Annotated in this window: 6 protein-coding genes; all 6 read left to right on the top strand. The window is 53.7% G+C overall.

Going from position 1 to position 21,429, the window contains the following annotated elements:
- Positions 1-10 precede the first annotated feature (10 nt).
- The 6 genes from CAG64_RS23245 (at position 11) to CAG64_RS23220 (ending at position 21,410) form a co-directional block, all read left to right on the top strand.
- On the top strand, positions 11-1,666 hold the full coding sequence (locus CAG64_RS23245; RefSeq protein WP_161457874.1) for a multidrug ABC transporter permease/ATP-binding protein: 1,656 nt from the start codon (positions 11-13) through the stop codon (positions 1,664-1,666).
- Positions 1,667-1,726: 60 nt separating this feature from the next.
- Positions 1,727-1,939: an MbtH family protein gene (locus CAG64_RS23240; protein WP_021703580.1), complete on the top strand. Its 213-nt coding sequence runs from the start codon at positions 1,727-1,729 to the stop codon at positions 1,937-1,939.
- Between the two features lie 57 nt (positions 1,940-1,996).
- Positions 1,997-12,745, top strand: a complete 10,749-nt coding sequence (locus tag CAG64_RS23235) for a non-ribosomal peptide synthetase (protein WP_161457873.1) — start codon at positions 1,997-1,999, stop codon at positions 12,743-12,745.
- Positions 12,742-18,087 carry a non-ribosomal peptide synthetase gene (locus CAG64_RS23230; RefSeq protein ID WP_161457872.1) on the top strand — a complete coding sequence of 1,782 codons (5,346 nt, stop codon included), beginning with the start codon at positions 12,742-12,744 and terminating at the stop codon, positions 18,085-18,087. The genes CAG64_RS23235 and CAG64_RS23230 overlap by 4 nt, the downstream gene beginning before the upstream one ends.
- 136 nt (positions 18,088-18,223) lie before the next feature.
- On the top strand, positions 18,224-20,446 hold the full coding sequence (locus tag CAG64_RS23225) for a TonB-dependent siderophore receptor (RefSeq protein WP_161457871.1): 2,223 nt from the start codon (positions 18,224-18,226) through the stop codon (positions 20,444-20,446).
- Positions 20,436-21,410: a GNAT family N-acetyltransferase gene (locus CAG64_RS23220; RefSeq protein ID WP_161457870.1), complete on the top strand. Its 975-nt coding sequence runs from the start codon at positions 20,436-20,438 to the stop codon at positions 21,408-21,410. The genes CAG64_RS23225 and CAG64_RS23220 overlap by 11 nt, the downstream gene beginning before the upstream one ends.
- Positions 21,411-21,429: the final 19 nt, after the last annotated feature.

Raw genomic sequence — 21,429 nt, 5'->3', positions numbered from 1 at the left:
TGGATATAAGATGAAATTACTTGTTCAGTTGGCGCACAAGCAAGCGAAAGCCTTGGTGCCGGTGATTCTGCTCAGTGTCACCAGCGCGTTTCTCAGCGTGGGTGTGATTGCCTTCATCCAGTACGAACTGCTGAGTCAAACCACTGATATTCATAGTGCGATTGGCTGGTTTGCGCTGTTGCTGATAGCGTTGCTCTTGACTGCAACGATCGCTCAGGTCGCATTGCACAAGCTCGGTCACCAGTTTGTTTTCAATAAGCGCTGTCAGTTGGTCAAACAGCTGATCAATACTGATATTGAGCAAATTGAAGAAGTAGGCAGTGCTGGCGTACTGGCTTCGCTGAATACTGACATCCGCAATGTGACGATCGCATTCGTGAATCTGCCGGAATTAATTTATGGCATGGTCCTGACCATCGTGGCGTTGGCGTATCTGGCTTTTCTGTCGTTGCCGTTGTTTGGTGTCAGTCTACTGATTCTCGGGCTGACTGGTGTGGTAGGATTTTCTTTGGTGACCCGCATCAGTAACCATGTTCGCCACGTTCGTGAGTTTGATGACAAACTTTACAAAGATTATCAGGCGTTGATTGACGGTCGCAAAGAGCTGTCTCTTAACCCAAACCGCGCCCGCCGTTTTTTTGATGACGAATTTAGCCTCAATGCCACGGGATACCGTGACGAAATCACCCGGGCCGATATTCTCAACGGCTTTGCGGCTAATCTGACCAATACCGTTATTCTCGCCCTCATCGGCATCAACTTTTACCTCTCTATTGGGCTTGGCTGGGCTGGATTTGATATCGCATCTACGTTTGCTTTGGTGATCCTGTTTATGCGTATGCCGTTGATGTCGGCGGTGGGCGCTTTGCCGGCTCTGGTGAACGCGAATGTTTCGATGCGTAAGTTGGAAGATTTGTCGCTCAACCGGGATGAATCGTTGTCCTGCGTCGATCCGGCGCCGCAACCCTTTGAATCGCTGGCGCTGAATCAGGTGACGTACCGTTACCGCGCCGACGGCGATGACCAGCCCTTTGCGGTTGGTCCGATAGACTTCTCTGTCAAGCGTGGCGAGATGATTTTCATCATCGGCGGTAACGGCAGCGGTAAGTCGACGTTTGCCCGTCTGCTGACCGGTCTGTATCGCCCACACTCGGGCGAGGTACTGCTGAATGGTCAGGCAGTACCTGAACAAGAGTGGCAGCGCTATCGTCAGCAGTTTTCGACGGTGTTCAGTGATTTTTACCTGTTTCATCAGGTCACCGACGGTCAGGGGCAGGATGTAGACGCGTCACTGATCGACGACTGGATGACTCGCCTGGAAATGGCCCACAAAGTGAGCCATCAGCAAGGGCGGCTGTCGGACGTACGCTATTCACAAGGGCAGCGTAAACGTCTGGCGCTATTAATGGCGATTGCCGAGCAGCGCGGCTGCATGCTGCTCGACGAATGGGCCGCCGATCAGGATCCGCGCTTTAGAAAACTGTTCTATCACCAGTTATTACCACAATTGAAACAACGCGGCGTAACGGTCATTGCTGTGACGCATGATGATCGTTATTTCGACGTGGCAGACCGAATTTTTAAAATGGACAGCGGTCAGTTGACCGAACTGGATACGACCGACCACAGCCAAACCAGACAGGCAATGGCGAACGTGGTCGCGTGAGCACAGCATTAGCCATAAAAACATTAAAACAAAGATAACAACGATCGAGTTGAGGAAATTATGAGTATTGACAGCCCTAACACCGAATTTACTGTAGTCATCAACCCACAAGAACAGTACAGCATCTGGCCGACCTATCACCCGGTACCACAAGGCTGGAAAGAAGTCGGTGTCATTGGTGACAAAGAAACATGTCTGGCACATATCCGTGAAGTCTGGACCGACATGCGACCAAAAAGTTTGCGCGACGCGCTGGCCGAAATAGGCGAATAGCGACTGACTGTCACTTCGGCAGTCTGGAAATCAACAACACACTTTTTGGGTAGTAGTATGTCAGTGGACGATATCGGTATGGCTCCGGCGCAGGCGTCGCAGAGCCCGCTTTCTTATTCTCAACAGCGTTTGTGGCTGTTTCATCAACTTAAGCCGGAAAGCCTGGCTTATAACAACGGTGGCTTACTGTGGCTGACAGGTAAAGACGTCAGCAGTACAGGTATTCAAAGTGCTTATCAGGCCATGCTCGACCATTTCTCCGGTTACCGCTTGCGATTTAATCAGCGAAACGGAGAACCGTATCAATACATTGCCTCGCCAGACGTTACACCGCTCGAGATCCTCGATTTCAGTCAACACGCCGACCCGGCGGCAGCGGTGCAGCAAGATGCCAAAGCTCGCGCTTTAGCGCCGTATGCACTGCTGGGACACAGCCTGGTTCGCGGCTGCATTTATCATTTGGGCAGCGATCAATATGCTTTACTCTTGGCGGCCCATCACCTGATTGTGGACGCCTGGTCGTTAAAGCTGTCGGTGGAGTTTATCGCCTCCGCCCTGCAAGGGGCACCTCTGCCTAAAGCTTCAGACACCTCTTATCTGGACTTTGTTGCTGAGGAAGCGTGCAGTGATGATGAGCTGGCTCAACGTGCTCAGGCGTGGCAGGCACTCTCACTGATTGGTGATGAGCCGTGTCGTCTCAGTAGCCAGAGTGAACCTTCGTATCGTGCAGACCATTATCTGCATGAGCTGGACGTGAACACAGCAGCCGAACTGAATCAGGCAACCAAATGCCACGGTATCACCCGTTTTGAATTACTCTCGGCGGCACTGTCTCTGACCCTTCAGCGGTATACCAATCACACGCATCCTAGCTTAATGGTACAAGCACTGAACCGCAGTGCGCGTCATCGTCGTAATGTCGGATTCTATGTCAGTAATGTCGTGCTTGGTCAGCGTTGTGAAGCCACAAGCAGTGTGAGTGATTATCTGCAAGCCACGCGTGCCACCCTGAAGCAATCCCTGCAATTTGCGGCCCAACCACTAGAGAAGCTGTGTGGCGAACTGGCGCTGCCGACGTTTGCGTTTAACTTTCGTAGTCACGGTGAGGGGCTGAATGTCACGACTGCGGATTTTCAGCTCCAGTTTCAGGAATTCCCGGTGGTTGAAACACCGTTCGAGCTGGTTTTGGATGTGGTCGCTTCAGACCAACTGACGTTGCGTTTCGTCTACGCTGAAGACAAATTCTCCGCCGACTTCATTGAAGATTTTGTTGCCTCCTATCAGCACATTCTGCAAGGGCTTTGCCAACAGCCCCTGGCATCACTGGCAAGCCTGGACGGATTAAGCGCTCCACAACAGATTCAGTTGGAACAGTTTGCCGGATCCAATGAAGAATGGTCGCCAGTGTTGTTTACTGAACTGTTCGCCCGTCAGGTGCTTGAACAGCCTCAGGCGATAGCGCTTAAACATGGTTCACAAACGCTGAGTTATCAGCAATTAGACCAGCGCAGCAATCAGCTGGCTCATTGCCTGTTAGAGCAAGGTATTTCACCGGATACGCCGGTGGCCGTGTTGATGGAACGCGGAACCGACATGCTGGTTGCGATGATTGCGGTACTCAAAGCCGGTGGCGCTTTTCTCCCACTGGATCCGGATTACCCCAAGGAACGTCTGAGTTTCATGCTGGCAGACAGCCAGGCGAAGGTCGTTCTGACCCAGGCCGCGCTTACGCCTTTAGCAACGGAACTGACTGCGATACCTACCATCGCAACGGATGCGCTGTCACTGGAACAGTGGCCGGCCAGCACACCGGACACTACCGTCTTACCACAGCAACTGGCTTACCTGATTTATACCTCCGGCTCCACGGGCACACCAAAAGGCGTGGCGGTGGATCACCTCGGGTTGTCTATGCACGTTCAGACCATCGGCCAGCGATATGGCATGACGCCCCAAGATACAGAACTGCATTTTGCCTCCATCAGTTTTGATGGCGCGGTGGAGCGCTGGACGGTGCCGTTGGCGTTCGGATCCAAGCTGGTGATTCGTGACCAGCAGTTATGGACTCCTGAACAGACGACGCAGGTGCTGAGCGAGGAAAACGTCACCATTGCGTGTTTCCCGCCAAGTTATATTGGTCCTTTGCTGGATTGGATTGAACTGACTCAACCTAACTTGTCTCTGCGTTCGGTGACTCTGGGCGGTGAAGCGTTCACCCGGGAAACATTTGAACGGATTCAAAAAGTCATCGCACCGCCGAGAATCATCAACGGTTATGGTCCGACAGAAACGGTCGTCACACCGATGATCTGGAGTGCTTATCCAGAGGATGCCCTGACCAGCGCTTACGCCCCAATTGGTACTGCCGTTGGTGCGCGTCAACTGTACGTACTGGATCAGAATCTGACTCGGCTACCACCGGGCACAATTGGTGAACTGTACATTGGCATGGAAGTCGGTCTGGCACGTGGTTATCTCGATCGGGCAGATTTGACCGCTGAGCGTTTCTTACCGGATCCGTTTTCCGCCAACGGTGAGCGTATGTATCGCACAGGGGATCTGGTGCGTTTTCGCCATGATGGTGTGATGGAATACTTTGGCCGGGTCGATCAGCAAGTCAAAATTCGCGGTTTCAGGGTAGAGCTGGGAGAAATCGAATCCCGCCTGCAAACGCTGACGGGCGCAGAATTCTGTGCGGTGACCGCACACGACTCACCAACGGGCAAAAAGCTGGTGGGGTACGTACAACTGCCGGCGATGCGTCAGTCTGAAGAACACATCTGGCTCAGTAAACTGAGCGACCAGTTACCGGATTACATGGTTCCATCCCGGGTGATGGTGGATGAGCGTCTACCTCTGACTCCGGCTGGTAAAGTGGACAGAAAGTGTCTGCCAGAGCCGGACTGGAGCACACTGACAACGTCAACCCAGCCACTGCAAGGAGACAAACAGCACACATTGGCCAAAATCTGGTGCGAGATCCTGAAACTAGATGTGGTGGGTGCTGACAGCCATTTCTTCGCTCTGGGCGGTGATTCGATCAGCGCCTTGCAACTGGTGGGCAAACTGCGTCAGCAACACTGGCTTTTGACGCCAAAGCAAGTGTTTGATCATCCGGTGTTGGCTGAACTGGCCGAATGCATGACCAGTATTCAAGTGGCGATGGCCGATCAGCACTGCTTGCGGGGCGACGTCGCTCTGTTACCGATGCAGCAACGTTTTCTGCATAATTATCAGTTGAGCCCATGCAACCAATATGTGCGTTTGTCGCTGCCGGCACCGGTTGATGTTGACGCCTTGCATCAGGCGATGAAGCAGCTGATTGATCATCACGACGCACTGCGGTTGACGTTTTCGGCCAATTCGCAGACGCACAGTGCTCACTATGCCGAGCAGGTTGACTTTGCGTTTCATCTGTTTGCCGATGCTATCGATTCAGAGACGGTCCAGCTCGCCGTTGCGCCCGAGCAGGGCAGAACCGTATCCGTGGGAGTGAACGCTGAGCGTGGAGACGTGCTGCTCACCATCCATCATTTGGTGGTGGATGCGCTCTCATGGCCGATATTGCTCAATGATCTGCTGGCGTTTTATCAGGCAAAATTAACTGGCGATACAGCGACCGCTGCGGCGAAAACGCACCATCAGGCAGACTGGCATCAGGCACTGATGATGTATCCGATCTCCGCTCGCGAACATGACTTCTGGCAAGCGCAGCAACAGGCGGCGCATTGGGGTACGAACGCTGACAGTGATGTGCATTCGTTGCAATGGGCGCTGCCGACAGACAAAGCCGTTCAGCTTTTTGCATCCACTCAACAGTTTGCCAAGCTGGATAAAGAGTCAACCTTGTTGGCGCTGGTTTTGGATGCTTTGAGAACCGTCAAAGCCACACCGTCTCTACTGGTTCATAAAGAGAGTCATGGTCGCTACAGCGAATTGTCCGGGTTGGATCTTTCTCGCAGTGTCAACTGGCATACCGCCATGTACCCACTTCATATCGACATACCGCAGGAGCTGGGGGGATTGCTTGCTCAGGTTAAGGATCAGGTGCTGGCTGTCGAGCACGGTGGTATCGGCTATTCTGCCGGTGTTGTGCAGAACCAATGGCAATACGCATCTGAGATTGATGTGCTGTTTAACTACCTCGGCCGGGCAGCCAACGCCGGGCTGAACGAAGGCCTGGTGACGGACTCTGGTTTGTGGCGTCCTGCACATGCTGCGGCTGAAGCGGCGGTGACGCTCAACATTCATGACAACAACGAACAGTTGTTGTTTGACATTGAGGTGGATGGCGAAATATTCCCGGCCGCAGAGCGCCAACGCCTGCTGGATGCGCTCAGCCAAAGCTGGGAAGCGATATTGCGTTATTGCCAGGAACAGGATCCGATCCTCACAGTGCGTGATGCGCCGGATACCGGCTTGGAACAGTGCACATTAACGGCACTCAGTCACCAGGCTAAGCGCCTGCCACAACGCATTCTGCCGCTGTCGACCTTGCAACAGGGGCTGTATTTCCATGCCCGGTTGTCTGAGGCCAGAAACACCTATGTCAACCAGATCACTTTGCCGATTCACGGCGCCGATCCTGCGCGTCTGGCCGATTGCTGGCAACAATTGATGCGGCGTCACTCGGTGTTGCGTTCGACCGTCAGTCAAATCGACGGGCAAGCGCAACTGATGGTTTGGGATAGTTTGGAAGTACACTGTGAACAGGTTGATGGACTCAAACAGCCGTCGTTTAGTCTCGAAGCATACAAACAGGGCCTGGTTGAGCAAGGCTTTGAGTTAGAGCAACCGCTGAATCAGGAACCTCAACCTCTGTGGCGACTGGATCTGGTGCGTACTGGCGCCGATCAACTGGCGTGTATTTTTACCATTCATCACATTCTGATCGACGGTTGGAGTACCGGTGTTCTGCTTGGGGAATTGTTTGGTCTCTATCAAGGCAAAGCTCTGCCTGCCGTTCAGCATCAATTTGGCGATTATCTACAATGGGTCAGCCAGCAACCGCCACAGAAAGCGGCTGAGTATTGGCAACAGTACCTGAGCGCCGTTGAAGCGCCGACCAAACTGGCGGATGGCTATGGTCACGGTCAGGAGCAGGGACATGTCCGTTTTAATCTGGACATTGATAACCACACTCTGAATCAATGGCAGCATTCGCTACAACAAAATGGCCTGACGCTGAACACTTTGATTCAGGCAGCCTGGTTGTTGACGCTACAACGTTATACTGGCCAGAGCCAGCCCGTGTTCGGAAATACCGTGGCTGGACGGCCAACGTCGTTGACTGGCAGTGAATCCATGGTCGGACTGTTCATCAACACCCTGCCTGTAACCAGCGCGGTGAACTGGCAATACAACATCGCCCAGTGGATGAGTGAGATTCAGGCTCAGACCAGCGCCCAGCGCGAGTTCAGTTACGCTTCGTTGGCGGAAGTGCAGGCGCAGTCACCGCTACAGGGAGAGACGCTGTTTGATACTCTAATGGTCTTTGAGAACTATCCGCTGGACGAGCATCTGTTCCGGGACAGCGGGCTGAGCGTTGGTGAGCCTGACAGCTATGAGTTTACACACTACCCATTAACGCTGGCGGTACTGCCGGGTGAGCAACTGCGGATTGTATTCGCTTATGACAGCGCCCGTTTCAGCCACGAAGACATGCAAGCCCTGTCTGCGACGACGCATCATTACCTGCAACAGCTCGTGGCCAACATCGGTAATCCTTTGAGTGCAGTGCCGGTCCTGGATGAAGCGCAGCATCAACAACTGAACCAGTACCACAAAATCAGTGAACCCTGGCAGTACGTACCGTTTCCAGAACTGCTGAAAAGACAGGTACAGGTTCACGCGGAACATGAAGCATTGGTTGCGTCAGCCCTGAGCCGTCAAACACGCTCCAGCCTGACGTATCGTCAGTTGCACGAGCGCAGTGATGCGGTCGCCGCTGAGTTGGTGGCGCGTGGTATACGTCGTGACGAACGCGTTGGTGTATTGTTCGAACGCGGCAGTGACATGCTGGTGGCGATGATTGGTGTCATGAAAGCCGGTGGGGCTTTCCTGCCGCTAGACCCATCGTATCCGCAAGAGCGTCTCACTTACATGCTGAATGACAGCGGTGCCAAATGTTTGATGTGTGACAGCGCGTCACAGTCACTGGCACAAGAGATGGTGGACGAGATCACCGCACAGTCCAACGACGTGCATGTTCTGCCATTCTCAAACCTGGATCTGAGCCGGACATTGACCCAGGCGCCGGTGATTCTTCCAGACCAACTGGCGTATGTGATTTATACGTCTGGCTCAACCGGCCAGCCCAAAGGTGTGTGTGTATCGCACCTTGGTTTGAGTATGCATGTCCAGACCATTGGTCAACGTTACGGAATGCTACCTGAAGACCGAGAACTTCACTTCGCCTCGATCAGCTTTGATGGCGCGGTGGAGCGCTGGACGGTGCCATTGGCGTTTGGCTCAACACTGGTGATCCGGGATCAACAGCTGTGGAGCGCGCAAGAAACGACGCAGGTACTGGAAGAGGAACGCATCACCATAGCCTGCTTCCCGCCAAGTTATGTCGGCCCGTTGCTGGAGTGGATTGAAGCGACGCAGCCAGCGCTGCATGTTCGTTCATGGACGCTCGGTGGTGAAGCCTTTACCCGCGAAACCTATTTCAGATTACAGAGTACCCTGAACCCGTCACGCATTATCAACGGTTATGGTCCGACGGAAACGGTGGTGACGCCGATGATCTGGCAGGCATACCCACAAACACCACTGGACAGTGCGTATGCGCCGATCGGTACCGCTGTGGGGGCGCGGACCTTGTATGTACTCGACAGCGAATTGCGGCCTGTGCCGCCAGGGGTTAACGGCGAGCTGTACATCGGTGAAGAGGTTGGTCTGGCGCGCGGGTATCTGGACAAGCCGGATCTCAGTGCCGAACGTTTTATGCCGGATCCTTTTGCCGCCAACGGTGAACGAATGTATCGCACTGGCGATCTGGTTCGTTGGCGTGAGGACGGTGTGATGGAGTATTTGGGACGGGCGGATGATCAGATCAAAATCCGTGGGTTCCGAATTGAGCTGGGTGAAATTGAAGCTCGTCTGCAACAAATCAGTCAATCCAAACTGAGCGCCGTTACGGCGTTTGATGGTCCGGCCGGAAAATATTTGGTCGGCTACCTGCAAAGTTCGGACGATGCGGTGGACACGCAACACATTCTGGACGTGATGGCATCGCAGTTACCGGATTACATGGTGCCGTCACAATTGGTCGTGATGGAGACGCTGCCGCTCACACCGGCCAGCAAAGTCGACAAAAAGCGTCTGCCAAGCCCGCAACATGCTCCGTCACAGACGCAATACCAAGCACCGCAAGGCGAGATGGAGCAGCTGCTGGCTGCGGAATGGCAACAACTCTTTGCGCAAGCGCGTGTAAGCCGCCTGGATGACTTCTTCGCGCTGGGTGGACAATCTTTGCTGGCGACTCAACTGGTGGGGCGTTTGCAGCACAAGCATGGTGTTCGCCTGGCCCTGCAAAGCGTGTTTGATGCACCGCAGCTGGCAAAAATGGCGGCGCTGTGCGAACAAACCAAAGAACCCCAGATGACCCTGCAAGCACAGCAACGTCTGGATTATATGCCGGCCAGTGCGGCGCAAAAACGCTTGTGGTTCGTTCAGCAACTCCTGCCAGAAAGCTCGGCGTATCACATGCCATTTGGCCTCAAGTTAACAGGCCCTGTGGATGCCAACTGCTTGGATCGAGCGCTGCAGCATCTGATCTCGCAGCATGAAGTGTTGCGTACGGCTTTGGTTCAGGTCGATGGCGAATTGATGCAGCAAATTTTACCGTATGCTGAGTTTTCGCTGGAGCAGGTGAATGCAACGACCTTGACTTCGTTGGCACAACATCGTCTGGCACGTATCGATCAGGCGTTTGATTTAACCGCGCCGCCTCTGTTACGTGCGGATCTGATTCAGACCGGTGCACAGGAGTATGAGCTGCTGTTGGTGGTGCATCACATTGTGTCGGACGGTGTATCGATGCAGCAACTGGTGCGTAAATTGGCGCAATATTACGCGAGTTTGTGTGCGGGAGAGTCACTCGATCCGACAACGCCAGAACTGGATTACGCCGATTATGCCATCTGGCAGCAACAATGGCTGACCTCCGATGCAGCAGGCCGGGATCTCAAGTGGTGGCAACAAGCGTTGCAACAAGATATCGAACCTTTGGTGCTGCACAGTGATGTCGCTCGTGAACAGCTTAAGACCAAAGGTGAGCGGCATCACTTTATGCTCTCAGAGACGCAGATATCACAGATTACTCAACTGGCGAAGCAACACAACACAACGGCATTTAACGTTTTGCTCAGTTTGTGGCATCTGGTTCTGCACAAATATTCTGGTCGTGATGAGATTCGTGTCGGCATTCCGGTAGCAGGGCGAACACAGCCACAAACGCTCGAGATGCAAGGCTGTTTCATTAACAACTTGGTGGTGCCTGCGCAGATTGATGCGACGCACTCGTATACCGAGCTGTTGGCTAACATCAAGCAGTTTACCGAGCAGGCGCTTAGCCGACAGGATGTGCCGTTTGAAACCTTGGTGGAAACCTTGGGTGTGACTGGCAATCTGCAACACCATCCGTTGTATCAGACCAGCTTCAACTTCCAGCAGTTGGATAGTAAAGCATTCACCGGATGGGGAGCTCTGGAAGCAGAATTGTTTGACCCAGGGGTGGCGGCAGCGCAACTTGAACTGAGCCTGGATGTTCAGCAGTACAGTGATGGCCGCTGGGGCGGATTCATTAACTACGCTTCTCCGGTCTTTGACGAGGGGTTTGCCCAAGGTCTGCTGATGCATTGGTTATTGCTGCTGGAACAGGTTGCGGATAACAGCGCGCGCACTGTTGCTGAGCTGAATTTGGTGGATAGCGAACAACTTGCTGCATTGGCGCAATTCAATGCCACTGAACATGCATGGGGTGAGATGTTGCCCCCACCACTGGCGATCATGCGTCAGGCGGCGGCGACACCGCAGGCCACGGCGCTGGTGATGGGCGAGGAAGTCCTGACTTATGCAGAGTTTGATCGCCGGGTGAATCAGCTGGCCAACTGGTTACGGACGCAAGGCGTGCGGGAAGAGAGCCGGGTGGGGCTGGGACTGCCGCGTTCGATCGAACTGGTGATTGGCCTGCATGCGATCACCCGAGCGGGAGGCGCATATGTGCCACTCGACCCCGGCTATCCACAAGAGCGACTGAACTACATTCTCGAATCGGCGGATGTTTCACTGCTTTTGACGGATCAATCCACTCAGGCGCTGTGGCCGGATAATCCTCATTGTCAGTACGTGGCGCTGGATACGCTGGACGTTTCGCAGCAGCCGGACTCAGCGCCTGACGTGGTCTGGCACGCCGATCAGGCACTGTACGTCATTTTTACCTCGGGTTCGACGGGCTTACCGAAAGGCGTGGTCAATACTCAGTCTGCGTTGCACAACCGTTTGGCCTGGATGCAGGGCGAATATCAACTGGATAGCAGCGATTGTGTGTTACAGAAAACCCCCTTCAGCTTTGATGTCTCGGTGTGGGAATTCTTCTGGCCGTTGATGTACGGAGCTCGTTTGGCGGTGGCTGAGCCAGAAGCTCACCGTCAACCAGAATGGTTGCACCGGACGATTCAAAATTATCAGGTCACCACCATACATTTCGTGCCGTCAATGCTGCAGGCATTTGCTGCGGATACGGACGTGTCCGCTTGTCTGAGCCTGAAGCGAATTCTCTGTAGCGGAGAAGCGTTACCAGCGGAGCTGAGTGAAAAAGTGCTGACCAACGCGCCGCATTGCCAGTTGCATAACCTTTACGGCCCGACGGAGGCGGCAATCGATGTGTCCTATTGGCAATGCCAGTTACCTGTTGGTAAGCGTATTCCGATTGGCCATGCGATCAGTAATACCCAATTGCATGTATTGGATGACTGCTGGAATCCGGTGCCAGTTGGTGTACCGGGTGAGCTGTATCTCGCCGGCGATGGTCTGGCCCGCGAATATCTGTTGCGTGCTGATCTGACTGCAGACCGCTTTGTGCCTAACCCTTGGGGAGCTCCAGGCTCACGGATGTATCGCACGGGGGATCAGGTGGTTCGTCTGCCGGATGGACGTCTTGAGTACCTCGGTCGCCTTGATCATCAGGTCAAGATCCGCGGTCTGCGTATTGAATTGGAAGAGATTGAAAACGTTCTGAATCAACTTGCGTGGGTTGAAGAGTCCGTAGTGGTGGCCTTTGAGCACCAGACCGGCACCCAGTTGGTGGCCTATGTGATCTGCGCCAACTGGCATGACGCCAGTCAGGATCAGGTCAAAGCCCACCTTGGCGAACACTTGCCTGATTACATGGTGCCGTCGGTGTATGTATCGCTGACGAGTATGCCATTGTCTCCCAACGGCAAACGTGATCGTAAAGCCTTGCCGGATCCGCAGTGGCATCAGGTCGCATACCGGGCACCTGCCAGTGAGCTTGAGTTGTGGTTTGCCCAGCGTTGGCAGGACGCATTGCAATTAGATCGGGTGGGGCTGGACGACAACTTCTTCGCGCTGGGCGGCCACTCATTGCTGGCAACCCGAATTGTGGCTCAGGCACAAAAAGAACTGGGTTTGAATCTGACCCTGAAAGCGTTCTTTTCCGCCAATACGTTGCAGGCACTGACCGATAACCTGCAACCCCAGTATCAGACTCAAAACGAACAAGAACAGGATGAACTCGACGCAATGGCCGCATTGATGGACGAGTTGGAATTGCTATGACAGCTAAAATAGACAAATTTGCGCTGGCCAAGCGCTTTTTACAGTTAGGCGAACAGGAGCAGGCGAAATTCATTGCGCTACTGGATGCCAAAGGCATGAACTTTGAGAAGTTGCCGATCGTTGCCGCAGACGCTCAGCGCGCGGCGCCACTCTCGCCAGCGCAACGTCGGCTATGGAATATTTATCAGCTAGATGCTGGCAACAGTGCGTACCACATCAGTGGTGGCTTTGAACTCAAAGGTGAACTGGATGTTGCGTGTCTTGAACAGGCACTGCATCAGGTGATGGATAAACAGCACGCGCTGCGTACCCGTTTTATCGAAGATGAGGCAGGGGAGATGGTTCAACACATAGAGCGTCAGCCCATTGCGTATGTTCAGCAGGTTAACGGCCAGCATCTGACGACGCAGGAGCTGGCGCAACTGGCGGCGGAATTTATCCGCCAGCCGTTTGATCTCACCCACGAGCTGCCGGTCAGAATGCAGTGTATCCAGGTTGGGGCGCAATCTGCCCATCTGCACATTGTTATGCACCACCTGGTATCGGATGGTTGGTCTATCGGCGTGTTTATGCGTGATCTGGTTGTGGCTTATCAGGGCGCGACTCTGACCGCACCGGATGTCCAATATCGTGATTTCTCGTTGTGGCAATCAGCGTTGCTGCGTGCCGGAAAAGGGGAGCAGGATCTGGACTATTGGCGCCGGGAAACCGGTGCCACGCAGCCGGAGAAACTGTTTGCCTGGCAAGGACAAGTGGTACCGAATCAGCGCCGTGAAGCCGCTCAAATACATCATCAGTTGGATATTGCTGAACGCGATGCCGTCAGTCAGATGGCCAGACAACTGAACGTAACGCCATCCAGTTTATGGCTGGCGTTGTGGCAAACGGCGTTGCACAAACAGACTGGCCGCAGTGATGTGTCTGTTGGCATGCCGATGGCCAACCGTGAACGTGGTGAAGTGTCTGAACTCATTGGCTTTTTTGTCAATACCATGGTTATTGCTCAGCAAATGGAACCGAGTCAGACGCTCAAGCATGTGGCAATGAGCACGCATGCCAAAGTTTTAGAGGCGCAGCAACATCAACTGTTGCCGTTTGATCAGGTGGTAGAGCACCTGGTTCAGGAGCGCATCGCCGGGGAAACACCGCTGTTTCAGGTACTGTTTAATCATCAGGTCAGTGCGGTGGGCAGCGTTCAGTTTGCACCTGGATTGCATGCCACTCCGCTTAGTGGTCAGGGACAGTTTGCTCTGTTCGATGTGGCTTTGGACGTGCTGGAAACCGAACACGGTGTCTCGTTGACGCTGACGTATGCCAAAGACAGAATCCGTGACGGGCAGATGAAGGCGCTGGCGGCAGGTTTGATAACGCTGACCAACAACCTAGCGCAAAACCTCAATCAGACCCTGGCTCGTTTAAATGTGCTCAGCCAGCCACAACGCGAACAATTGCAGCAGTTGGCGCAGCCGGAAGGGCAATGGCGCTATCAATCTGTTCCCACACTGATTGATCAGCATGCGACGTTGCGCCCCCACGCCATCGCATTGAAACACGGCGAGCAGGCGGTCACCTTTGCCGAATTGAAACAGCGCTCGGATATGCTTGCCGCAGAACTGATGCGTCATGGTGTCGTACGGGATCAGGCTGTGGGTGTGTTGTACGAGCGTGGCGGTGACATGATCGTCGCGATGATCGCGGTGATGAAAGCCGGCGGAGCTTTCCTGCCGCTGGACCCAGATTATCCGACCCAGCGTCTGGCGTATATGCTAGATGATGCAGGTGCGCATTGTTTGCTGAGTCAGTCTCACCTGAACTCGCGTTGGGAGGACATTTCCGCTCAGCTTCAACAGCATCAGGTCGAGCCGCTATGGACCGACAAACTGGATGACGCTGCGTCGGTATCGGTACTGCCTGAGATTCTGCCTGACCAGTTGGCGTACATCATTTATACCTCCGGTTCGACGGGCAAGCCGAAAGGCGTTGCGATTGCGCACGATGGTATCAGCATGCACGTGCAGACGATTGGTCATCAATACGGAATGACACCACAGGACGTCGAGCTGCACTTTGCCTCCATCAGCTTCGATGGTGCAGTAGAGCGCTGGACCGTGCCACTGGCCTTTGGTTCTCGTTTGGTGATCCGCGATCAGACATTATGGAGCGCAGAGCAAACCTGTCAGGTACTACAAGATGAGTCGGTGACCATCGCCTGTTTCCCGCCAAGTTATGTTGGCCCATTACTGGACTGGATAGAACAGACGCAGCCGGAGTTACAAGTCCGCTCGTGGACTTTAGGGGGCGAAGCCTTTACCCGCGAGACCTATGACCGATTGCAGCGTGTGGTGAAGCCGCCGCGCATTATTAACGGTTATGGGCCGACCGAAACGGTAGTGACGCCCATGATCTGGCGCGCGTATCCACATGATATGTTACAAAGTGCCTATGCACCCATCGGTCAGCCTGTCGGTCAGCGACGTTTGTACGTCCTCGATAATCAGTTGAGCCTGGTGGCACCAGGAGAGGTGGGAGAGTTATACATCGGTGATGAAGTTGGCTTAGCAAGAGGTTATCTGGCACGTCCGGATCTGACCGCAGAACGCTTCGTTCCGGACCCATTCCACCGAGAGGGACAACGTATGTACCGCACCGGAGATTTGGTGCGCTGGCGTGATGATGGCGTGATGGAGTACTTAGGCCGCGTCGATCAGCAGGTCAAAATCCGTGGTTTCCGAATTGAATTGGGTGAGATTGAGTCGTTATTGCAACAAGTCTCTGGCGTGAAGACCTGTGTGGTTGCAGCGTATCAGAGAGGCAGCCTCAGCCAACTGGTGGGGTATTTGTACGGCCACGGCGCGAAGGAATGTGACCAGAAGCTGGTATTGTCACAACTGGCGGAGACACTTCCGGACTACATGGTGCCGTCTCAACTCGTGGTGCTTGACTCGCTGCCGCTGACACCGGCAGGCAAGATTGACCGCAACGCACTGCCGTTGCCGGAACTGGAGAATCACTCTAGCCATACGGTACCGCCACAGGGAGACAAAGAGCAGCTTATCGCCACGTTATGGCAAGATCTGTTGGGTCTCAATGACGTCAGTCGTGACGACAGTTTCTTTGCGCTGGGGGGCGATTCGATATTGTGTCTGCAACTGGTGAGCAAGCTGAAGCTGGCTGGATACAGCATCACACCGAAACAGATTTTTGCAGCACCAGTGTTAAAACAGTTGGCGGCAAGCTTGCAAGCGGCTCGTGAAGAGCAGGAGCGTGCTTTACCGACGGAACCGTTTGGCCTGATGCCCATCCAGGCGCATTTTCTGGCGCAAAATTTTGCCGAACCCAATCACTGGAATCAGCATGTGTGCCTGGAGCTGAAACAGGAAATGGACTTGGCGGCATTGCAAGGAGCGCTCGGTGCGCTGGTGTCGCATCACCCTTCACTGCGTCTGGCGTTTAGTCAAACCTCTGAAGGCTGGCAGCAAAGCTATCAAACAGCAGTATCACACGAGGTGTTGTGGCAGAGTGACCTTGAGGATGTACAAGAATTTGCGGCGTTCGCCCACGAGCTGCAAACCAGTCTGGATATCCGGGCAGGACGTCTGATTCAGGCAGGCTATGCGCGTATTAACGGACAGTTAAGCCGTTTGATGATCGTCATTCATCACCTGGCGGTTGATGGTGTGTCGTGGCGCGTATTGATGGATGATCTATGGCGGGCGTATCAGCAGCAGTTGGCTGGTCAAACTGTGTCGTTGCCAGCCAACTATGCAAGTCTGGATCGCGCAGTGACGCAACTGGCTAAATGGCGAGAGAGTGAGACATTCAGTCAGCAAAGCGCCTACTGGGATGTACACCTTAGTACATCATCGGATGACGCACCTGTGCCCGCTTTCTATCGTGACCGAACGGTCGTCAATGTGGCAATGGATGCGAAACCGACATCAGCACTATTACAAAGCGAACGGCTCAATGCTCGTCTGATTGAAGCCTTGAGTCGGGTACTGTTGCAGGATGATGGCACGAGCCTGACCATCAACCTGGAAGGTCACGGCCGCGAGGAGTCAGTTTTTGGCGAACTGGATCTCAGCCGCATGGTTGGCTGGATGACCAGCCTGTATCCGCTGAGGGTCTCGAAAAATGACGACGCAGCGGCGATCACCGAACATCTGGAGAAGGTTCGCGTGGATGGTGGCATCAGTTTCGGCAGTCGATATCTCGACGACTCACACCAGGAGGTGCCCGCTGACGTGACGTTTAACTATTTAGGACAGTACAGCGCCAATCAGTTTTCTCACTGGTGTCAGCCGGTGGTATCCGGGTCGGCGGACCAATCAGGTGATAACACCATGTTAACGCCACTGATGATCAATGTGCAGGTGGTGGACGGCAAACTTTCGGCGGGCTGGGAGTTTGCGACCAGTCATTATACGCAGCCGCAGATTCAGACGTTTGCCCATCAGTGGCTGGAGGTGCTCAAGGAGCTTACTGTTCAGGAGGAGAATACGCCAGCGCGAGCGGATCGCCAACTGGCAGAAACGCTCAACTCATACCAGCCGGAAGCGCGGCCTGTGTTCTGCGTTCATCCGGTGACAGGGCGTGTGGTTGGCTATCAAAAACTAGCGCAGGCGCTTAACGGACAACGGACGGTGTATGGCATTCAGTCACAAAGTTTTGTTTACCCGGACAAATTTGATGCGTCTTTTCGTGAGATGGCAGACACGTACTGCGCCACGATTCGTGAGATACAGCCACAAGGGCCATATACCCTGGTGGGTTGGTCGCTAGGGGGCGCTCTGTGCCAGGAAATCACCGCGCGACTTGAACGTCTGGGTGAAGCGGTCGACTTCGTCGGTTTGCTCGATTGCTACGTACCGGGAACGGAGATCGCCGAAGATCAATGGCAGTCGCCACAGGCCAAAGCCAAACTGATCCATCATCTGGAAATACTGTTAGGGGAATTGTCGGCAGAGCAAAAAGAGACGTGTTTGGCGGCGTTTGATGCAACCAGCGCTGACCAGTGGCCGATGGTTTTCAATCATTGGCTGGCCAGCCATCAGTTTGACCCTTACATGGCGCAGAGTGCGCAGCAGATGCTGTACAGCTGGGCGGTTGAGCAGCACATGCGCGCTTTGTGTCATGAGTATTGTTTGCCATCAGTGAGCACGCCACTGACGGCGTATTGGGCGGGAGAGCCTGCACAGCGTCATACCTGGTTGTGTGATGAGCTAAGAGCCATCAACACACTGGCCGACAGTCAGGTGTTTGATACCGACCACCTTGGCATCGTTCAGCACGATGCGGTGATCGCCCAACTTAAGCAAGCGCTTGTTATCAAAAGTTTATAGAACGGTGTTTATTAATTAACGGGTTCCATTTCTAACGAAAACTCGTTACACTCCGTTAGCAATTTAATGCTAATGATAATAATTATCATAACTATTAGTTGAATTATTTATTGGCGCCGAATACAAGGAGAAAGACATGAGTCGGCACTTTATGCTTAGCCAGACGTCGCTCGCAGTGGTACTAGCTTTGACGGCTGGTGCGGTACAAGCAGCAGAAGAAGAGACAGTAGTGGTGGTTGGTCAACAGGAAGACAGCTCTGTTGGCCCTGATTTCAGCTACCTTGGTATCAGTAGTCGTACTGCAACCAAAACCGATTTACCCATCAGTGAAACCCCTCGAGCGGTATCCGTGGTGACTCGTGAACAGATGGATGACCGCGCATCGGTCAGCATCTCGGATGCGTTGCAATACACGCCAAGCATCCAAACCAACTATTACGGTGAAGATAACAAGCAGGACTGGTTTGTTATTCGTGGTTTCCAGCAAGCGGGCGCAGGCTTGTATCAGGACGGTACGCGTCTTTATTCGGCCGGCTTTTACAGCTGGCAGATCGACCCGTTCGGTCTGGAACGAGTTGAAATTTTGCGTGGCCCGGCTTCGGTCCTGTATGGACAAAACCCACCGGGCGGTGTGATCAACGTGGTCAGCAAACGACCACAATTTAATGGTGGCTCAGGCCAGGTTGCCGTTGAGTACGGCTCTTTTGACCGTAAGCAGATTAGCCTGGATGTGAACAGCGAGATCAACGATGAGCTGGCGTTCCGATTGCTGGCTCTGGGTCGTAAAAACGGCACTCGCGTCGATAACGTAGAAGCCGAGCGACTGTTCCTGGCACCATCACTGGCCTGGAAAATCAGCGACGACACCAAACTGACGGTATTGACCAGCTATCAGAAAGACGACTCTGAACCGTATCTTCAGTTCCTGCCGATGGAAGGCACGCTGACGGACAATCCGAATGGCAAAATCTCTGACAGCACCGCGATTGGTAACCCGGATTGGGAAAAGTTCGAACGTGAACAATTGTCACTGGGCTATGAGTTTGAACATGCGTTCAACAGTGATCTGTCTTTCTTCCAGGCGGCTCGATACAGTCGAATGGACATCGATCTGCGTCAGATCTACTCATTAAATTACTCGGCGGATACCGCTGGTCTGGGACCATTGTTGGATCCGACGGGCGAGCGTCAAACTGTGTTGCGCGGCGCGTCGACCGAAGAAGGTCATTCGGACGCTTTCAACATGGATAACCGTATTGTCTACGCGTTCAACACTGGCATGGTAGACCATACGCTGCTGGCTGGGATCGATTACCAGCAAATCAAGATCAAGAGTAAAGATTTTGCGGCGGATCCTTTGGTCGCAGATGGTAATGATCTACTCAACACGCCACTTGGTGTGCTACCAAATCCGAACTTCAATGTGTATCAGCCAAGCTACACCAACAACATTGTGCTGATTGACTCATCAACCTTCCAACCGCTGACGGATGCCGATCGCGAAACACGTAAGATCGAAAACCGCCAGTTGGGTCTGTACCTGCAGGATCAACTGCGTATTGCTAACCGCTGGGTGGTGCAAGCGGGCGTTCGTTATGACGATGCGACCAACAAGCAGCACAACACCTCAACGGGTGACAAATGGAAAGCCGATTACGAAGAGTGGACCACCAGTCTGGGCGGTGCATACGTCAGTGATATTGGCCTGACGCCTTATGTTAGCTACGCGCAGTCGTTCGAACCGATTCTGGATACGCGTCTGGCAGAACAGCCGTCGAAACCAGAACGTGGTGAGAGCTATGAAGCCGGTCTTAAGTATCAGCCTCGCAGCTTCGATGGTTACTTTAACGTAGCCGCTTACCAGGTGACCAAAGAGAACCTGCTGCAAGTGGCAGGGAATGAAGTCAGCCAAGTGGGCGAAGTGCGCAACCGCGGTATTGAGTTCGAAGCCGTTGCCAACGTCACACCGTCTCTGACGCTGATTGGTAACCTGTCTTTCATCGACTCGGAAATCACCGAAGACACCGATGCAGCGAAAGTCGGCAAACGTCCGGCTCAGGTAGCTGACAAACTGGCGTCAGCGTGGGCTCACTACCGCTTTATCGGTGGTACGCTGGATGGTCTGGCCATTGGCGGTGGTGCTCGTTACATCGGTGACACATACGGTGACAACTACGAGCAGAACAAAGTTCCGTCTTATACCTTGTATGACGCGACCATCAGCTACCGTTTCGATGACTACAAGTTCCAGGTTGCCGCGAAGAATATCTTCGACAAAGAGTACGTTGCGACTTGTAACTACTACTGTTGGTACGGCGATCGCCGCAACATCATCGCGAGCATCAGTTATGACTGGTAATGCGACTCAAAGCCTGAACACTCTGCCCGCAGGGCAGAGTGTGTCACAGCAAGGCGATATGTGCTGTGTGGAATTGGGGCTGGGCAAACTGCTGGTCAGCAAGGAAGTGGACGGATTCTGGCAGGTTAAGCAGTTGAGTGTGGCCGGAGAAGATACCTTGCGTGCGCTGGCTTTGGCTTTTGAGCACACGGCAGAGATCCGTTGTCTGGACGTTGGCGATGTGACCGTCCCAGAATTGGAGCCGTTACTTTACGTGAGTGAGCAGGGGCTGCGCCTACTGTGGCGTGAAGCCTTGATGCAGCAACCTCAGTTGTGGCTCAAGCAGGCGGATGTTCAACCTTACCCGCACAAGCAGGTGCTGACCAAAGCCGGCTATCATCCGATGCGTGCCAAAGCAAAACAGGGCGAAGTGTACCGACGTTATATCCCGCAACTTGAGCAGACGTTGACTCTGGTGGGGCTTGATGTTGAAACGCACCTTCCGTTCTTCCATCGTTGGCAGAACAGTGAGCGTGTTGCGGCGTTTTGGGAGCAGACCGGTACCCTTGAAGAGCATAAAACTTACCTGCAAGAACAGGTTACCAACAACAAAAATCAATTGTTGGTTGTTTGCCTGAATAACGAACCGTTTGCCTACATTGAAGCCTATTGGACCAAAGAAGATCGCATCGGTCCGTATTACCACGCCGGTGACTATGACCGTGGCATTCACATGCTGGTGGGCGAAGAACATCACCGTGGCGCGCATAAGGTTGCGGCTTGGCTGCCGTCGGTGTGCCACTTCCTGTACCTGTCCGACCCACGGACAGAGAAAATTGTCAGTGAACCACGTGCTGACAACGGCAAAATGATCGGTTATCTGCAAAAACACGGTTTCGCCAAAGTAAAAGAATTCGACTTCCCTCATAAGAGGGCTGCGTTGATGTGTCAGTTGAGAGATACCTTCTTCAGCGACCATTTTTGATGGTATCTCATGGATAGTG

The organism is Vibrio sp. V38_P2S17PM301 (assembly GCF_009904845.1).
GTDB lineage: Bacteria > Pseudomonadota > Gammaproteobacteria > Enterobacterales > Vibrionaceae > Vibrio > Vibrio proteolyticus.
This window is presented reverse-complemented; position numbering and strand designations above follow the sequence as displayed.